General features: G+C 64.0%; 16 protein-coding genes and 1 pseudogene. 6 read left to right on the forward strand and 11 right to left on the reverse strand.

Features of this window, described 5'->3' with window-relative positions; translation table 11 throughout:
• Nucleotides 1–38: 38 nt before the first annotated feature.
• From etfB to BLX41_RS21930, 6 genes are all read right to left on the reverse strand, one after another.
• Nucleotides 39–809 carry an electron transfer flavoprotein subunit beta gene (gene etfB / locus BLX41_RS21905; RefSeq protein WP_123726575.1) on the reverse strand — a complete coding sequence of 257 codons (771 nt, stop codon included), beginning with the start codon at nt 807–809 and terminating at the stop codon, nt 39–41.
• Between the two features lie 9 nt (nt 810–818).
• Entirely contained in the window at nt 819–2,039 is a 1,221-nt protein-coding gene (gene etfA / locus BLX41_RS21910) for an electron transfer flavoprotein subunit alpha (protein ID WP_123726576.1), read from the reverse strand.
• Nucleotides 2,039–3,988 carry a dimethylglycine demethylation protein DgcB gene (gene dgcB, locus BLX41_RS21915; RefSeq protein ID WP_123726577.1) on the reverse strand — a complete coding sequence of 650 codons (1,950 nt, stop codon included), beginning with the start codon at nt 3,986–3,988 and terminating at the stop codon, nt 2,039–2,041. Before dgcB ends, etfA begins: the two co-directional genes overlap by 1 nt.
• A gap of 114 nt (nt 3,989–4,102) precedes the next feature.
• Nucleotides 4,103–6,163: a dimethylglycine demethylation protein DgcA gene (gene dgcA, locus BLX41_RS21920; RefSeq protein WP_123726578.1), complete on the reverse strand. Its 2,061-nt coding sequence runs from the start codon at nt 6,161–6,163 to the stop codon at nt 4,103–4,105.
• Nucleotides 6,164–6,178: 15 nt separating this feature from the next.
• Nucleotides 6,179–6,709: a 4-vinyl reductase gene (locus tag BLX41_RS21925; protein WP_102881098.1), complete on the reverse strand. Its 531-nt coding sequence runs from the start codon at nt 6,707–6,709 to the stop codon at nt 6,179–6,181.
• Nucleotides 6,710–6,787: 78 nt separating this feature from the next.
• Entirely contained in the window at nt 6,788–7,765 is a 978-nt protein-coding gene (locus BLX41_RS21930; protein ID WP_123726579.1) for a dipeptidase, read from the reverse strand.
• A gap of 236 nt (nt 7,766–8,001) precedes the next feature.
• Between BLX41_RS21930 and BLX41_RS21940 the strand changes: the two genes are divergently transcribed.
• Nucleotides 8,002–8,403, forward strand: coding sequence for a lysozyme inhibitor LprI family protein (locus tag BLX41_RS21940; protein WP_123726581.1), 402 nt, complete (start codon nt 8,002–8,004; stop codon nt 8,401–8,403).
• A gap of 109 nt (nt 8,404–8,512) precedes the next feature.
• Here BLX41_RS21940 and BLX41_RS21945 read toward each other — a convergent pair whose 3' ends face one another.
• The 3 genes from BLX41_RS21945 to BLX41_RS21955 are packed head-to-tail and all read right to left on the reverse strand — an operon-like array spanning nt 8,513 to nt 10,764.
• Nucleotides 8,513–8,863 (reverse strand): hydroxyisourate hydrolase, encoded by a 351-nt coding sequence (locus BLX41_RS21945; protein ID WP_123726582.1) that lies wholly within the window; start codon nt 8,861–8,863, stop codon nt 8,513–8,515.
• A complete protein-coding gene (locus BLX41_RS21950; protein WP_123726583.1) occupies nt 8,860–9,369 on the reverse strand; it encodes a nucleoside deaminase in 510 nt (169 codons plus the stop codon). The genes BLX41_RS21945 and BLX41_RS21950 overlap by 4 nt, the downstream gene beginning before the upstream one ends.
• 57 nt (nt 9,370–9,426) lie before the next feature.
• Complete coding sequence (locus tag BLX41_RS21955) at nt 9,427–10,764, reverse strand: nucleobase:cation symporter-2 family protein (RefSeq protein WP_123726584.1); 1,338 nt, start codon at nt 10,762–10,764, stop codon at nt 9,427–9,429.
• Nucleotides 10,765–10,945: 181 nt separating this feature from the next.
• Between BLX41_RS21955 and BLX41_RS21960 the strand changes: the two genes are divergently transcribed.
• The 4 genes from BLX41_RS21960 to BLX41_RS21975 all read left to right on the forward strand — a co-directional run bounded on the left by BLX41_RS21960 (nt 10,946) and on the right by BLX41_RS21975 (nt 12,972).
• Complete coding sequence (locus BLX41_RS21960) at nt 10,946–11,860, forward strand: LysR family transcriptional regulator (protein ID WP_123726585.1); 915 nt, start codon at nt 10,946–10,948, stop codon at nt 11,858–11,860.
• 99 nt (nt 11,861–11,959) lie between these two features.
• Nucleotides 11,960–12,214, forward strand: a complete 255-nt coding sequence (locus BLX41_RS21965; RefSeq protein ID WP_060844832.1) for a type II toxin-antitoxin system RelE family toxin — start codon at nt 11,960–11,962, stop codon at nt 12,212–12,214.
• Complete coding sequence (locus BLX41_RS21970; protein WP_123726586.1) at nt 12,198–12,521, forward strand: helix-turn-helix domain-containing protein; 324 nt, start codon at nt 12,198–12,200, stop codon at nt 12,519–12,521. The genes BLX41_RS21965 and BLX41_RS21970 overlap by 17 nt, the downstream gene beginning before the upstream one ends.
• A 34-nt stretch (nt 12,522–12,555) precedes the next feature.
• A complete protein-coding gene (locus tag BLX41_RS21975; protein ID WP_123726587.1) occupies nt 12,556–12,972 on the forward strand; it encodes a DUF3010 family protein in 417 nt (138 codons plus the stop codon).
• Between the two features lie 33 nt (nt 12,973–13,005).
• Here BLX41_RS21975 and BLX41_RS21980 read toward each other — a convergent pair whose 3' ends face one another.
• Complete coding sequence (locus BLX41_RS21980) at nt 13,006–14,181, reverse strand: AAA family ATPase (RefSeq protein ID WP_123726588.1); 1,176 nt, start codon at nt 14,179–14,181, stop codon at nt 13,006–13,008.
• Between the two features lie 68 nt (nt 14,182–14,249).
• The gene (locus BLX41_RS21985; protein ID WP_123726589.1) at nt 14,250–15,209 is read right to left on the reverse strand and encodes a GlxA family transcriptional regulator; all 960 of its coding nucleotides are present in this window, start codon (nt 15,207–15,209) and stop codon (nt 14,250–14,252) included.
• 194 nt (nt 15,210–15,403) lie between these two features.
• On the opposite strand from BLX41_RS21985, the pseudogene BLX41_RS35970 reads away from it, so the two are divergent.
• A pseudogene (locus tag BLX41_RS35970) lies at nt 15,404–15,596 on the forward strand (glycine/betaine ABC transporter substrate-binding protein); the annotation flags it as partial.

Genomic DNA, 15,596 nt, shown 5'->3' on the forward strand with positions numbered 1-15,596 from the left:
GTGGGTGCACAGCCCGAGGGTTGTGCATAAACCTGAGTTCAGCGGACGACGCCTTCTTCGATGAGCAATTTGAGAATCGCTTCGGCGCCGGCCTCCGGGCTGACGCCCTTGAGTACCTGGCCGGTGCCGCCGCTGGCCTTGGCGGTGGCGGCCTTCATGCGATCCGCGCCGCTCTTGGCCTTGATCACTTTCAGGCGCTTGGGCCGGGGTTTGGCCGGTTGCAGGCTGGAGGCTGTGAGTAACTCGTCTTCCACCACCACGACCTGATCGGCCTGCAACAGGCCACGGCGCGCCGGGCCATAGGCGCTCTGGCGCGGTTTCGGCGCGGCGTTATCCACAGTGGCGAGGAACGGCAGGCGCACCTTGAGTCGCCGCCGCTGGCCACGGGGCAAGGCTTGCAGGACGTGGGCCACGCCGTCGGCCAGGGATTCGACTTGCGCCAGCCCCACCACCAGCGGCCAGCCGAGGTTTTCCGCCAGCAGGAACGGCAGCATGCCGGAGCCTTCGCCGGTTTCCGCCTGGCTGCCGGTGAGCACCACCTGGGCGCCCGCGTCTCGCAGGTACTGGGTCAGGATCGGCAGGGCATCGGCGCCCGCCGGCTGTTCCAGCACATGCAACTGCTCCAGGCCCATGCCCAGGTAAGCGCGCAGGGCCGGCTCGGCGACGTCACCGGCATGCAGCACTTGCAGCTTGTCCCCTGCCAGTTGCAGACCCAGTTCCACCGCCCGGGCATCCTGTTCGGCCCGCCGTGGACGGCCGGAGGTCGGGTGAGCGCCAATCGATACCAGGCTGATCACATTGCTGTTCATAACGTCCCCTTAAGCCGCATCGCGCTTGGCGTCGTTGCGGTAGGCCGCTACCGCCGCGATCAAGGCCTTGAGAATTTCCGCGCTGTCGCCAATCACCGAGAGGTCGGCGCGTTTGATCATGTCGCAGCCCGGGTCGAGGTTGATGGCCACCACCTTGTCGCAGGCACCGATGCCCTGCAGGTGCTGGATCGCCCCGGAAATCCCCACCGCCACATAGACCCGCGCGGTGACCCAGATACCGCTGGCCCCCACTTGCCGATCCCGGGCCATGAAGCCGTCGTCCACCGCCACCCGCGAGGCGCCTTCGGTAGCGCCCAGGGCCGCGGCGGTCTGGTGAAACAGTGGCCAGTCCTTGACCCCGTTGCCCCCGGAAAAGATGAACTCGGCCTCGGCCATGGGAATCGCCGCCGGGTCCACCGCCACCGCGCCCAAATCCTCGATCCGCGCCAGACTGCGAGCCAAGCTTGTGGATAACTCCACCGACAAGGCTTCGTGGCGGCTTTCGCTGACCGGCTCGGCGCATTCGGCCGCGGCCAGTATCAAACGTGCCACCGGCCGCGCCAGGTCCTGCAGACCGGCGCCGGCACGGCCGATGCACTGCCCGTCCTTGACCTGCCAGACCCGGGTCGCCGGGCGTTCGCCCAGGGCCGCGGCAAAGCGCCGGCCCAGTTCGCCCCCCCCGGTGCGGCTGTCAGGCAGCAGCCAATGGCGCGGGCTGAACTGGTTATCCACAGCCCGCAGCCCCTGTACCCGTTGTTCCGGTGCATAACCGTCGAACTCGCTGCCTTGCAGCACCAACAGGCGGTCGACACCCGCCGTGGCAAAGGCCGACTCCTTGTGCTCGCCAAACACCACCGCCAGCACCGCGCCGTCCTGGCCCGCCAACTGGTGGGCCAGGCCCAGCAGGTCGCGGTCGTGACTGCTCAGGCGGCCACCGACCATATCCGGCACCACGCTGATGTAGAACGCCGGCTGCGCCACTTGATGCAGTGGCAACTGCACCTCGGCCGCCGCCGTGCGCTTGGCGCTGCCGCCCTGCTGGGCGCCACTGCGGTCGATGCGCTTGAGACCGTTGGGACCGATGAAACCGATGCCATGGGGATTCTTGCGGATCAGGCCATTGGGCCCCATCCAGCTGTGCTGCGCCGGCTGCATGGCCGCATGCAGCGGGTGCAGGCGGTTGCGGGCAATCCATTCGGCCCGGGGATCGCGGCGGATAATGTCGCTCATCAGTGCACCTCCGCAGGTTCGGGTTTCACCGACGCCGGCGCTTTGCCCGGGGCGGCGTCTTCGAGCAAGGCATCGGCCACCAGTTCGGCGATGTCCTTGATCATCGGCCGCGGCTCCACCACCCCTTCGAGCATGGCCGTGCATTGTGGGCAACCTACGGCCACCAGCTCGGCGCCGGTCTCGCGGATGTCTTCCATGCGCATGTCGGGTATGCGCTGCTTGCCCGGAATGTCGGTGATCGGCGCGCCGCCGCCACCGCCGCAGCAACGGGAACGGAAACCCGAGCGCTGCATTTCCTTGATCTCGATGCCCAGGGCCCGCAGTACCTCGCGCGGCGCTTCGTATTCCCCGTTGTAACGACCCAGGTAGCACGGGTCGTGATAAGTCACGCTGCTGCCTTTGTGCTGGCCCAGGTTCAGCACACCCGCGCCGATCAGCTCGGCCAGGTAGGTACTGTGGTGCTGCACCAGGTAGTTGCCGTTGAAGGCGCCGTACTCGTTTTTCAGCACATGGAAACTGTGGGGATCGCAGGTGACGATGCGCTTGAAGCGGTACTTGGCCAGGGTCTGGATATTGCGTTTGGCCAACAGCTGGAAGGTTGCTTCATCACCCAGGCGCCGGGCCACATCGCCGCTGTCGCGCTCTTCCAGGCCGAGCACGGCGAAGTCCACCTTGGCCGCCTTGAGCACTTTGACGAAGGCGCGCAGGGTGCGCTGGTTGCGCATGTCGAAGGCGCCGTCGCCGACCCAGAACAGCACGTCGGTGCTTGGTTTTTCGCTGAGCAGGGACAGGTTCAGGTCCGCCGCCCAGTTCATCCTTCCACCGGGGTTGAAACCGCCGGGGTTGTCGGTGGCGATGAGGTTCTCCAGGACCTCGGCGCCCTTGTTCGGCGTCGCGCCCTTCTCCAGGGTCAGGTGGCGGCGCATGTCGACGATGGCATCGACGTGCTCGATCATCATCGGGCATTCCTCGACGCAGGCCCGGCAGGTGGTGCAGGACCACAGGGTCTCGGCGTCCACCAGGCCGTTGACAATGGGCTGGTGCGGATGGCCGCCATGTTCGCCAATGGCTTTGCCAGGGTAAGGGCTGCCGGCGAACTGCGCGTCGGTACCACCGGCCAGGCCGACCACCATGTCCTGGATCAGCTTCTTCGGGTTCAGCGGCTGGCCGGCGGCGAAGGCCGGGCATGCCGCCTCGCACTTGCCGCACTGCACGCAGGCGTCGAAACCCAGCAGCTGGTTCCAGGTGAAGTCCTTGGGCTTTTCCACCCCTAAAGGCGCGCTTGGGTCTTCCAGGTCCAACGGCTTGAGGCCGGTGGAGCGTCCGCCACCAAAGCGCTCGGCGCGCCGATGCCAGGCCAGGTGCAAGGCGCCAGCGAAGGCGTGCTTCATCGGCCCGCCCCAGGTCATGCCGAAAAACAGCTCGGACACGCCCCACAGCACACCGACCGCCAGAATCGTCGCCAGCAGCCAGCCACCGAAGTGTTCCGGAAGGATGCCAGCCACCGGCAAGGTCACCAGGAAGAAACTCACCGAGAACGCCAGCAGGCTTTTCGGCAGGCGCATCCACGGGCCCTTGGACAGGCGTGCCGGTGGGTTGCGCCGACGCTTGGCGACGAACAGCGCGCCGACGAACATCAGCGTGGTGGCCAGCAGCAAGGCGTAGCCGAGGATGCGGTTATGCAGACCAAAACCATGGACCAGGATCGCCAGCACCGCCGCCAGGACGAAACCGCCCGCCGTGGCCACGTGGGTGTTGGCCATGTATTTGTCCCGAGCCACCACATGGTGCAGATCCACCATGTAGCGCTTGGGCATGGCCAGCAGGCCGCCGATCAGATCGACCTTGGAGGCTCGCCCCCGGCGCCACATGGCCACGCGTCGCAGCGCGCCGAGGACCGCAAGGCCGACGGCGGCGAACAACAGAATGGGAAGAAGGGTGTTCAACATGGTGGAGCTCCCAAAGACCTGGGGCCTTGTAGGCGCTGGCTTGCCAGCGATCAGGCAGCTCGCGGTATCTCGCCAGTGCCGATCGCCGGCAAGCCGGCTCCTACAGGAAGTGGCTTAGAAATCCTTGCACAGGCGCAGTGCGTCGTAGATCGCGGCATGGGTGTTGCGCTGGGATACGCAGTCGCCGATGCGGAACAACAGGTAGCCCTCCCCCGTCTCGCTCAGGCACGGCTGCGGCTTGATCGCAAACAGCGCCTCGACGTCCATCTGGCCCTTGTTGCGCGAACCTTCCTTGAGCCCGTAGTAGAGCTCTTCGTCCGGACGCACGCCGTTCTCCACCACCACCTGGTCCACCACCCGCTCTTCGCGGGCACCGGTGTATTCGTTCTCCAGCACCGCCACCAGCTTGTCGCCCTCGCGGTAGACCTTCTCCAGGGTCAGGTCCCCGGTCATGATCACTTCCTTGGGGTACAGGCTGCGGTAGTAGGTGGGGAACGAGGTGCCGCCAATGGCGATACCCGGCTTGATGTCGTCGGTGACGATTTCCACTTGCGAACCCTTGTCGGCGATGAAGTCGGTGACCGACATGCCGGTGAACTCACAGATGGTGTCGTAGACCAAGACGTTCTTGCCCGGTGCCACCTTGCCGTCGAGGATGTCCCAACTGCTGACCACCAACCCTTCGTCGGCGCCCCAGTGCTCGTTCTGCTCGATGAACGGATGACCGCCCACGGCCAGCACCACCACGTCGGGGCGCAGGTCGAGAATGGTCGCGGTGTCCGCCGCGGTGCCCAGGCGCAGGTCGACCTTCAGGCGCGCCAGTTCCAGCTGGTACCAGCGGGTGATACCGGCGATCTGGTCCCGTTGCGGGGCCTTGGAGGCCGTGGTGATCTGCCCGCCAATGGCTTCCTTCTTCTCGAACAGGGTCACGTCGTGGCCACGTTCGGCGGCGACACGGGCGGCCTCCATGCCGGCAGGACCGGCGCCGACCACCACCACCTTGCGCTTGATGCCGGTGGTCTTCTCGATGATGTGCGGCACGCCCATGTATTCACGGGACGTGGCGGCGTTCTGGATGCACAGCACGTCCAGGCCCTGGTACTGGCGGTCGATGCAGTAGTTGGCGCCGACGCACTGTTTGATCTGGTCGATCTGGCCCATCTTGATCTTGGCGATCAGGTGCGGGTCGGCCATGTGGGCGCGGGTCATGCCCACCATGTCGACGTAACCGCCTTCGAGAATCCGCGTGGCCTGGTTCGGGTCCTTGATGTTCTGTGCGTGCAGCACCGGCACCTTGACCACTTCCTTGATGCCCGCCGCCAGGTGCAGGAACGGCTCCGGCGGGAAGCTCATGTTGGGGATCACGTTGGCCAGGGTGTTGTGGGTGTCGCAGCCCGAGCCCACCACGCCGATGAAGTCCAGCATGCCGGTGTCGTCGTAGTACTTGGCGATCTGCTTCATGTCCTCGTGGGACAGGCCGTCCGGGTGGAATTCGTCGCCGCACAGGCGCATGCCCACGCAGAAATCGTCGCCCACTTCGGCGCGTACCGCCTTGAGCACTTCCAGGCCGAAGCGCATGCGCTTCTCGAAGGTGCCGCCCCATTCGTCGGTGCGCTTGTTGACCCGCGGGCTCCAGAACTGGTCGATCATGTGCTGGTGCACCGCCGACAGCTCGACACCGTCCAGGCCACCGGCCTTGGCCCGGCTCGCGGCCTGGGCGTAGTTGCCGATCACCCGCCAGATCTCTTCCGGCTCGATGGTCTTGCAAGTGGCGCGATGCACCGGCTCGCGCACCCCGGACGGCGACATCAGGGTCGGCCAGTTGAAACCGTCCCAGCGTGAGCGCCGGCCCATGTGGGTAATCTGGATCATGATCTTGGCGCCATGCTTGTGCATGGCGTCGGCCAGGTTCTGGAAGTGCGGGATGATGCGGTCGGTGGAGAGGTTCACCGAGCTCCACCATTCCTGGGGGCTGTCGATGGCCACCACCGAAGAACCACCGCAGATCGCCAGGCCGATGCCGCCCTTGGCCTTTTCCTCGTAGTACTTCACGTAGCGCTCGGTGGTCATGCCGCCGTCAGTCGCATAGACCTCGGCATGGGCAGTACTGAGCACACGGTTGCGGATGGTCAGTTTGCCGATCTGGATCGGCTGGAACATCGCTTCGAAAGCCATTTTTCTTAACTCCGCTTACAACGGTTTGACGACGAACAGGCCATCGTCGTGGCCTTCTTCGGAACCACCGTAAACCTGCTCTGCCACGGTGCGGATCTTGCTGCCACGGGCTTCCAGGATCTGATCCATGGCCCCGGCGAACCAGCCGGTGAACATGTAATCCACCTTGCGCCCGACCTTGCCGTACACGTAGACGAACGCCGAGTGCTCGAGCTTGACGCTGGCGGTGCCTTTATCCAGGTCGATGTCCTGGATCTTGAACAGGCCCCAGCCGCGCTGGGACAGACGCTTCATGTAGTGTTCGAACACCGCGACGCCTTCCAGGCCGTGGCATTCGGCTTCTTTTTCGCACCAGTGCCAGGCGGACTTGTAGCCGGCCTTGTAGAGGATCTCGGCGTAGGCATCGGCGCCCAACACTTCCTCGATGCCCATGTGGTTGTTGACGAAGAAATGCCGTGGCACGTAGAGCATCGGCAGGGCGTCGGAGGTCCAGACACCGGTTTCGCTGTCGACTTCGATAGGCAATTGCGGGGCGATCTTGGCCATGGAAACGTGACTCCAGAAATTCAGTGAATGCCCCTGCGCGAACGGCAGGGGGAAATCGGATAAGGGGGCTGGAGAGGTTTACTCGCCCCAGACGTCTTTCAGGACATTGACCCAGTTCTCGCCCATGATCTTGCGCACCACGCGCTCGCTGTGGCCGCGCTTGAGCAGGGTCTCGGTGAGGTTGGGGAACTCGCCCACGGTGCGGATGCCCAGGGGGTTGATGATCTTGCCGAAGTTGGTCAGGCGGCGGGCGTAGCCCTTGTCGTGGGTCAGGTACTCGAAGAAGTCCTGGCCATGGCCCTGGGTGAAGTCGGTGCCGATGCCGATGGAGTCTTCACCGACGATGTTCATGGTGTACTCGATGGCTTCGGCGTAGTCGTCGATGGTGGAGTCGATGCCCTTGGCCAGGAACGGCGCAAACATGGTCACGCCGACGAAACCGCCGTGGTCGGCGATGAACTTCAGTTCGGCATCGGACTTGTTGCGCGGGTGCTCCTTGAGCCCCGACGGCAGGCAGTGGGAGTAGCAGACCGGTTTTTTCGATTCGAGGATCACTTCCTCGCTGGTCTTGGAACCGACGTGGGACAGGTCGCACATGACCCCGACGCGGTTCATCTCGGCGACGATCTCGCGGCCGAAACCCGAGAGCCCGCCGTCACGCTCGTAGCAGCCGGTGCCCACCAGATTCTGGGTGTTGTAGCACATCTGCACGATGCCCACGCCCAGCTGCTTGAACACCTCGACATAGCCGATCTGGTCTTCGAAGGCATGGGCATTCTGGAAGCCGAAGAGGATGCCGGTCTTGCCCACCTCCTTGGCCTTGCGGATGTCCGCGGTGGTGCGCACCGGCATTACCAGGTCGCTGTTTTCGCGGATCAGTTTCTGGCTGGAGGCAATGTTGTTGACCGTGGCCTGGAAACCTTCCCAAACCGACACGGTGCAGTTGGCTGCGGTCAGGCCGCCCTTGCGCATGTCCTCGAACAGCTCGCGGTTCCACTTGGCAATGATCAGCCCGTCGATAACGATGCTGTCGGCGTGTAATTCGGCTGGGCTCATCAGGCTGTCCCCTTATTGGCGATTCATGCGCCGAATCGTCTGCCGGCGCTTTGGGGTCAGCATATGCTTGAGGACCGGGGCGCCCCGGTGCAAAAACGACAGGGGAATTGCCGAAAGCGTCAAGACCCGACAAAGGGCCGGATGCGGGGGCGTGGCGCCCTCTGTTCATTGCCTGGGGCTTGCGCCAGAATTCGCCGCTCCAACGAAAGCTTCACTGGATTAGAGGCAGCGCTGCAATGAAACCGATCTTCCTGGCCTTGGTTCTGATGGCGACTGGCGTGCAGGCGGCCGAAGAAACCGACAGTTCTCCCTGCGACGGCGTGGAAAACGACATGCAGACCCTGGAGTGCGCCACCTACAACCGGACCACCGCCGAGCAGTTGCTGGATGACAACGTGCAGAGCCTGCTGGAGCGCCTCGGTACCTTGTACGGCAACGACAAGGCGCAACTGAGCGACATCAGTGCCAAGGTCAAGAACGCCCAGCAGCTGTGGCAGAAGCAGCGCGATGCCGACTGCGCGGTGGAATCCTTCCCGGCCAGGCCCGGAACCAAGGCCTACACCATCGCCACCAATGATTGCCTGGCGCGGATGAGCGACGAACGCTCGGAGTTCATCGAGTCCATCGCCCAGGAATGACCCGCCCCTGTAGGAGCGGGCTTGCCCGCGAAGCATGCCCGACCCCGACCCATGTCGCGGCGGGAAAAACTTCGCGAGCAAGCTCGCTCCTACGGGCTGCGGGGTGGGATCAGGCGCCGCCGCGAAAGCACGAGACGCCCCAGGCCGTCAGCTTGAACGGCAGGTGGTAGTGCTGGCGCGGATCATCCAGGCCGAAGCGATACACCAGCACATCGAGAAACGGCACTTGCCCCGAGGCCTGGCCCTGGGCTCGGTAGAACGCCGCCACGTCCAGTTCCACCTCGTAGACGCCCCGGTCGAAGCGGGCCGCCAGCTCGCTCAGCGGAGCCAGCAGGCCGTTGTCGGCAATCGGCCCCTGGCAGAGCCACTCCTCGCCCAGGCGGCGCACCCGAACCTGCATGCCCGCGGCCACCTTGCCGCTGGCGACATCCACCACGTGGATGGATACTCCGCCGTTCATTTCCAGAACCCCATGTGAGCCTGGGCCGCTTCGTTTTCCAGCATTGGCCCCAACACCGGGATCTGCCGCTGCCCCCGGGCAAAGACTTCACGGCATGGCAGGGAAAAGGTCGGGTTTTCCGGGTGATCGCCGGTCAGTGCCAGCAAGGCATGCTCGGACAAGGCGTAGACCACCCGACCAATGCCGGTCCAGTAGATGGCCCCGGCGCACATGCAGCAGGGCTCGGCGCTGGTGTACAGGGTGCACTGGGCCAGCTCCTCGGGGCCCAGGAGCCTGGCGGCCTTGGCGGCGGCGGCAAGTTCGGCGTGCTGGGTCGGATCGCCTTCGGGGGGCATCGAGTTGTTGCCGGCACTGGCGACAATCTTGCCGTTGCGGTCCGCCACCAGGGCAGCGAAGGGGTGACGGCCGCGGGCCTTGGCCTCTTCGGCCAGTTCAATGCTCTGACGCAGCAGTTGCAGGTCCAGTTCGCTGACGCCGGCAGGGATAGGGGAGAGAATCTGGGTCATCTTGACCTCCTTTTCATGGACAGGAACCCGCCGAAAAAGACGGGCTGATAGCCGTTTTCAGTCGCCAAGCCCGGGATGGGCTGCCAACTCTTCGGCGTCGGACGTACGGGGGTTGAGCAACAGGTTGAGCACGATGGCGCTGATGGCGCCGAGGAAGATGCCGCTTTCCAGCAGCAGCTTGAGGGGCCCGTGGGCATGGGCGAACAACGCTGGAAAGGACATCGGCAGCACACCGACACTGACCGACACCGCGACGATGATGCCGTTGCGCGTCCCCTCGAACTTCACCCGTGACAGCTCCTGGATGCCGGCCACGGTGGTCATGCCGAACATGACGATGGCGCAGCCGCCCAGTACCGGGGTCGGCACCGCAGCCACCAGCGCCCCGAGCTTGGGAAACAGCCCCATGAGCACCATGATTGCGCCGGCTGCCGCCACCACGAAGCGGCTCTTGATCTTGGAAAGCGCGATCAGCCCGGTGTTCTGGGTAAAGGCGTTGTAAGGAAAGCTGTTGAACAGGCCGCCGAGCATGGTGGACAGGCCATCGGCGCGAAAGGCGTCCCCCAGGGTGCGCTGGGTCATGGGCTTGCCGGTGAGTTTGCCAATGGCCAGGCAGTTGCCGGTGGTCTCGGCCATGATCACCAGCATCGCCAGGGTCATGATCAGGATCGGCATCAGGGAGAATTGCGGAACCCCGAAGGCCATGGGCGGGCTCAGCTCGAACCAGGCCGCGTCGCCCACCTGGGCAAAGTGCGTCATGCCGAAGGCCGCAGCGATCAGGCTGCCCACCAGCAGCCCGATCAGCACACTGAGGTTGCCGATAAAGCCGGAGAACTTGCCGTAGATCACCAGGGTCACCGCCACCGTGGCCAGCCCCAGCAGCAGGTTGGCCGGTGCGCCGAAATCCTCGGCGGCGGGGTTGCCACCCCCCAGCCAGACGGCCGCCGCCGGCATCAGGGAAATGCCGATGATGGTGATCAGACTGCCGATCACCACCGGTGGAAAGAACCTCAGCAGGCGGCTGAACAGCGGAGCCATGGCAATGGTGAGGACCCCGGCGGCGATCACCGCGCCGAACACCTCGGCCAGGCCGAACTGCTTGCCGATCATGATCATCGGCGCCAGGGCGATGAAGGAGCAGCCCTGGATCAACGGCAAGCGTGCGCCGAACCGCCAGAAGCCCAGGGTCTGGATCAGGGTGGCAATACCGGACGTCAGCAGGTTGGCGTTGATCAGTAAAACCACCTGGGCCGGCGTCAGGCCCAGGGCATTGCCTAGAATCAACGGCACCGCCACCGCACCGGCATACATCACCAGCACATGCTGCAAGCCGAAGGTGAACAACTGGCGGACGGGCAGGACCTCGTCCACTGGGTGAACCCGGGGAATGTTCATGTCGCAGATCTCCTGAAGGTGCAGCTCTTGTTGTTGTTCTGGCAGGCATCCGGGAGCAATGCCCCGGCAGGATGTACGAACGTCGGCGCCCATGATCTGTGCTTGAATGCGATGAAACAAATGAGCAGCCATCGTTTTTAACGATGGATTGGACAACCCTGTCCTGGGGTCGGGAGACGCGATGCGCTTTTCACTGGAACAACTGCAGATGTTCGTTCAGGCCGCACAAACCGGCTCGTTCTCGGCCGCTGCACGCAAGCTGGGCAAGACCCAGTCCACGGTCAGTGTGGCCATTGCCAACCTGGAGGCCGATCTGGGGGTGGAGCTGTTCGACCGCAGCAGCCGCAACCCGGTGCTGACCGCCAGCGGACGGAAGATGCTGCTGCAGGCCGAGGCGGTGCTGGAGCGCTGCCTGACCCTGCAGGCCAACGCCGACGGTCTGTCGCAGGTGCTGGAGCCGCAGTTGTCCATCGTCATCGAAACCCCTTACGGCCCGCTGATGCCGGCCTTGCGCGAGTTCGAGCAGGCCTTCCCCTATGTCGACCTACTGATCCGTCACCCACTGTCCGGAGATGCCAGCGAGCTGGTGGCCCGTGGCGATGCGGTGCTGGGGATCGCCTTTTCGCAACCGGGCTATCCCCAGGAGCTGGAGTTCCAGCAGATGGGCAAGCTGATCATGCTGCACGTCTGCCACCCGGATCATCCCCTGGCCCGTCTGGACAACGTGACCTTCGACGACCTGCATGTGCACCGGCGCCTGGCCTTCAGCGCCCATGCCGACAAGCTGCCCAGCAGCGAGTACCTGCGCTGCAGCCAACTGTGGCAGGCGGAAAACTACCTGGCGCTGCTGGAGATGGTCCGCGCCGGCCTGGGCTGGGCCACCCTGCCCCGGCAACTGATCCAGCGTGAACTGGCCCAGGGCGAACTGGTGGAACTGCAACTGGGCGCCTACCCCCACACCGACTGGCTGGTGGGCGTGGACCTGCTCTGGGCCCGACAACGCGTGATGGGCAAGGCCGAACGCTGGCTCAAGGAACGCCTGCTGCGGCACAAGGTGTATGAAGTGGATCGGCGCGGGCAGTCCACGACCTGGTAACGGCGGCACGGGCAACAAAGGGACAAGGTTCTAAGCTTGGCCGGGCAGTAAATATAAGCAAGGATTCGCAATCCTTATAAAAGGCTTATATAGTCCGCCATGAACGAAATCCTCTGGAGTAGAAAAGCGGTCAAGCAATTGCTGCGTTTGCACCCCGAACATCAGGTCCAGGTTCGTGACGCGATCGCCCTGCTGGCCGACATGCCCGCCAGTGGCAACGTCAAAGCCCTGTCCGGCCACACCTATGCCTATCGCCTGCGGGTTGGCCAGTACCGCGTGCTGTTCGATTGGGACGGGGTTATCCATATCGTCAGTGTTCAAGAGGTCAAAAAACGTGATGAACGCACCTACTGACATCCAGATCATCCATGGCCCGGACGGCAAGCCGGCGTTCGTGGTGATTCCCTACGCGCAGTACGTTGCGCAGCAGAAGGAGGCTGATCTGATCCCCCACGGGGTGGTCAGTCGCATGGTCGATGGCGCCACGCCGATCCGGGCCTGGCGCGAGCACCTGCACCTGACCCAGGACGAGGTTGCCAAGCGTCTGGGGATCTCTCAGCCGGCCTTCGCCCAACAAGAGAGCGTGGCCCGCCCCCGCAAGACCACCCGGGAAAAAATTGCCGCCGTCTTCGGTATACGCGCCGACCAGCTGGAGCTGTAAGCTGCGCCCCACTCAACGATTGAAAGGGTTACTCATGAGCATCTGCGGTATCGAGATCAAGGGCAGCGAAGCCATCTTCGCCCTCGCCTCCCTGCAAGACGGCGCGCCGCAACACCAGGCGCTGGCCATCAAGAAAATCGCCCTGGAAGACGACGATGAAGCGGGCAATGTCCGGGCCTTCGCCGCCCGGATCGGCGCCTTTGTCCGTGAACACGGAATTACCCGCATCGCCATCAAGAAACGCAGCAAGAAAGGCGAATTCGCCGGCGGCCCTACCACCTTCAAGATCGAAGGCGTGCTGCAGCTGCTGGAACACTGCGAAGTGACCCTGCTGTCGCCACAGACCATCAACGCCCAGCACAAGAAGCACGACTTCAGCCTGCCGGCGAGCCTCAACAAATACCAGCACGAGGCCTACAAGACCGCCTGCGCGGCCTTGCTGAAAAAGTAAGCGGTAGGCGCCGGCTTGCCGGCGCAGAGGCCGCTACGCGCTGCGCCGATAATGCTGCAGCCAGTCGGCGAATGAATTGTCTTCCAGGGCATAGGCGCCCCGGCTGGACTTCCACACCAGCTCCTTTTCCCGCAGGGCATCGATACAGGCTTGCACCGTCTGGGTGCCCGGTTGCGTCTCGCTGCCCATGGCCTGCAACGCCTTGGCCACCGCCGCCAGGGTGTCGTCGGTAAAGGGTGCGAACGGCAGGTTGTTGCGCGAGCGCTCGACCATCACTTCCAGCACCGCCCGCTGGGACAGGGTCAGACCGTTCCAGGCGCTTTCGAATTCGCTCCAGACCCCGGCTCGGAGAATCTCGGCACTGCTGCGCAACAACTCGTTGAGCTGGCTCGCCTCCCCCAGTTCCAGGGCCACCTGGCCAATGATGCTGCGAAGCATTTCCGGACGCCGGCCAACCCATTCGAAAGCCTGGTCCAGATCTTCGGCATTGAACTGATTGGTGGGCGCCAGATGAGCGTTCAGATGGGCGGTGTAGGCCTTGGTGAAATCCCGCCCCAACAGCGGGAACGGGGTGATGCTCGAACCGAAGAATGGCTGGTTACGGTTGAGCACCAGATGGGCCAGCTTGTCGCGATTGGACCCGGTGAACACCAGGCGCAGGCCGCTGGTATCCATGTCCCGCCCCTGATTGAGCTGATCCCGGGCCGCCTTGAGCGCGAACATGGCATTCAACCCGGCCTCCGAGCTCAAGGCATGCTGGGCCTCGTCGATCACCAGGACCACCGTCTTGCCCGCGGCGCTGTGGAGCAATTCCAGGGCCTGGGTCAGGGTCGCGCCTTCGGGCAACTGGGACTTGCTGAAGTCCCAGGACAGGGTGCGCAGAAAGCTGAGCTTCTCCACCCCCAGGGACTTGGCCAGTTTGCGAATGCCTTTCTCGAAAGGCACCAGCGCCCCGGCTATGGCCGCGGCGATCAGCTCGGCGGGGTCTTTTTCGCGATTGGCCCAAAGGTCGACATAAACCGCCAGCCAGCCACGGCTCTGGCACTCGGGCAGCAGGTCCTCGCGCAGAAAGGTACTTTTCCCGGTGCGCCGAGGCGCCGCCAGGAACAGCCCCGAGCTGTAATCCTGAATCCCCGAGCCCACCAGGCCATCGGCAATATTGAGCGCCAGAGCAGGACGACGAAACACGAAACCGGTGTTTTTCGACATGGTTTTATACTCAATTATTGCCAGGACTATAATTTATAGCCGCGAGTATAATTAACTATAAACCCCTGTCAAACCGACTCCCGGCCGCTCCCTTGCAGGCGCCGGTCTTCACGGGGGCAGTGCACGAAACGCGCGCGGTAACTGCGGGTGAAGTAGGACGGCGACTCAAATCCGCAGGCGATGCTCACCTCCAGCACGCTCATGTCGGTCTGGCGCAGCAGTTGCCGGGCCTTCTCCAGGCGCAGGCCCAGATAGAAGTTGCTCGGGGTATCGTTCAAGTGCAGGCGGAACAGCCGCTCCAGCTGACGTCGGGTGACCTTGATCGACTCCGCCAGGGCCAGGGTGCTCAGGGGCGGCTCGCTGTGCTGCTCCATCTCGCCGATCACCTGCACCAGTTTCTTGTTGCTGATGCCGTAGCGGCTGGCGACTTCCATGCGCTGGTGATCCTTGCGCGGGCGGATGCGCCCGAGCACGAATTGCTCGCTGACCTGGATCGCCAGTTCCGGGCCGTGGGCCTGGGCGATCAGGTCGAGCATCATGTCGATGGACGCGGTGCCGCCGGCACAGGTGATGCGCCGACGATCGATCTCGAACAACTCCTGGGTCACGCTCAGCTGTGGATAAGACTCCTTGAAGGCCTCGATGGCTTCCCAGTGCAGGGTTACCCGGTGCCCTTCCAGCAACCCGGACTCCGCGAGAATCACGCTGCCGGTGTCGATACCCCCGAGAGTCACGCCCTCCACATCCAGGCGCCGCAGCCAATGTTCCAGAGCAGGACTCAGGAACTTCAACGGCTCGAAACCGGCCACCACCCACAAGGTTGCGCCCTTCTTCAGCGGCTCCAGGGCCGCATCGACATTCACCGACATGCCGTTGCTGGCCAGCACCGCGCCGCCGTCGGCGCTGAGCACATGCCAGCGATATAGCTCGCCACGAAAACGATTGGCCACCCGCAGCGGCTCGATGGCGGAAATGAAACCGATGGCGGAGAACCCCGGCATCAGCAGGAAGTAGAAGTCCTGGGACATGCAACGCACTCCGGTGACGGCCAGCGTGGGCCCTGTGATACGCCAAATGCCCCACAGCCACAAGGGGCCAGGTCGCTGCAGTGCAAGAGTCGGTCGCCGCTGTGCGTTTACCGCCTGCGACGCCTGCGTACCTTGGCAACACCTGCGCACCAAGACGCCGGGACCGACAATAACGACCTGCCGAGGAAAGCATCATGAAACGACTGATCAGCCATTGTGTGCTTGCGCTAAGTGGTAGCGTTTTTCTGAGTTCAGGGGCCATGGCCGCCGACGCCGCCAGTTGCCAGAACGTGCGCCTTGGGGTGGTCAACTGGACCGACGTGATCGCCACCAGCGCCATGACCCAGGTCCTGCTCGACGGTCTCGGCTACAAGACCAAGCAGACCA

Origin of the sequence: Pseudomonas protegens (assembly GCF_003732485.1) — a bacterium.
GTDB classification, from domain to species: Bacteria; Pseudomonadota; Gammaproteobacteria; order Pseudomonadales; family Pseudomonadaceae; genus Aquipseudomonas; species Aquipseudomonas protegens_B.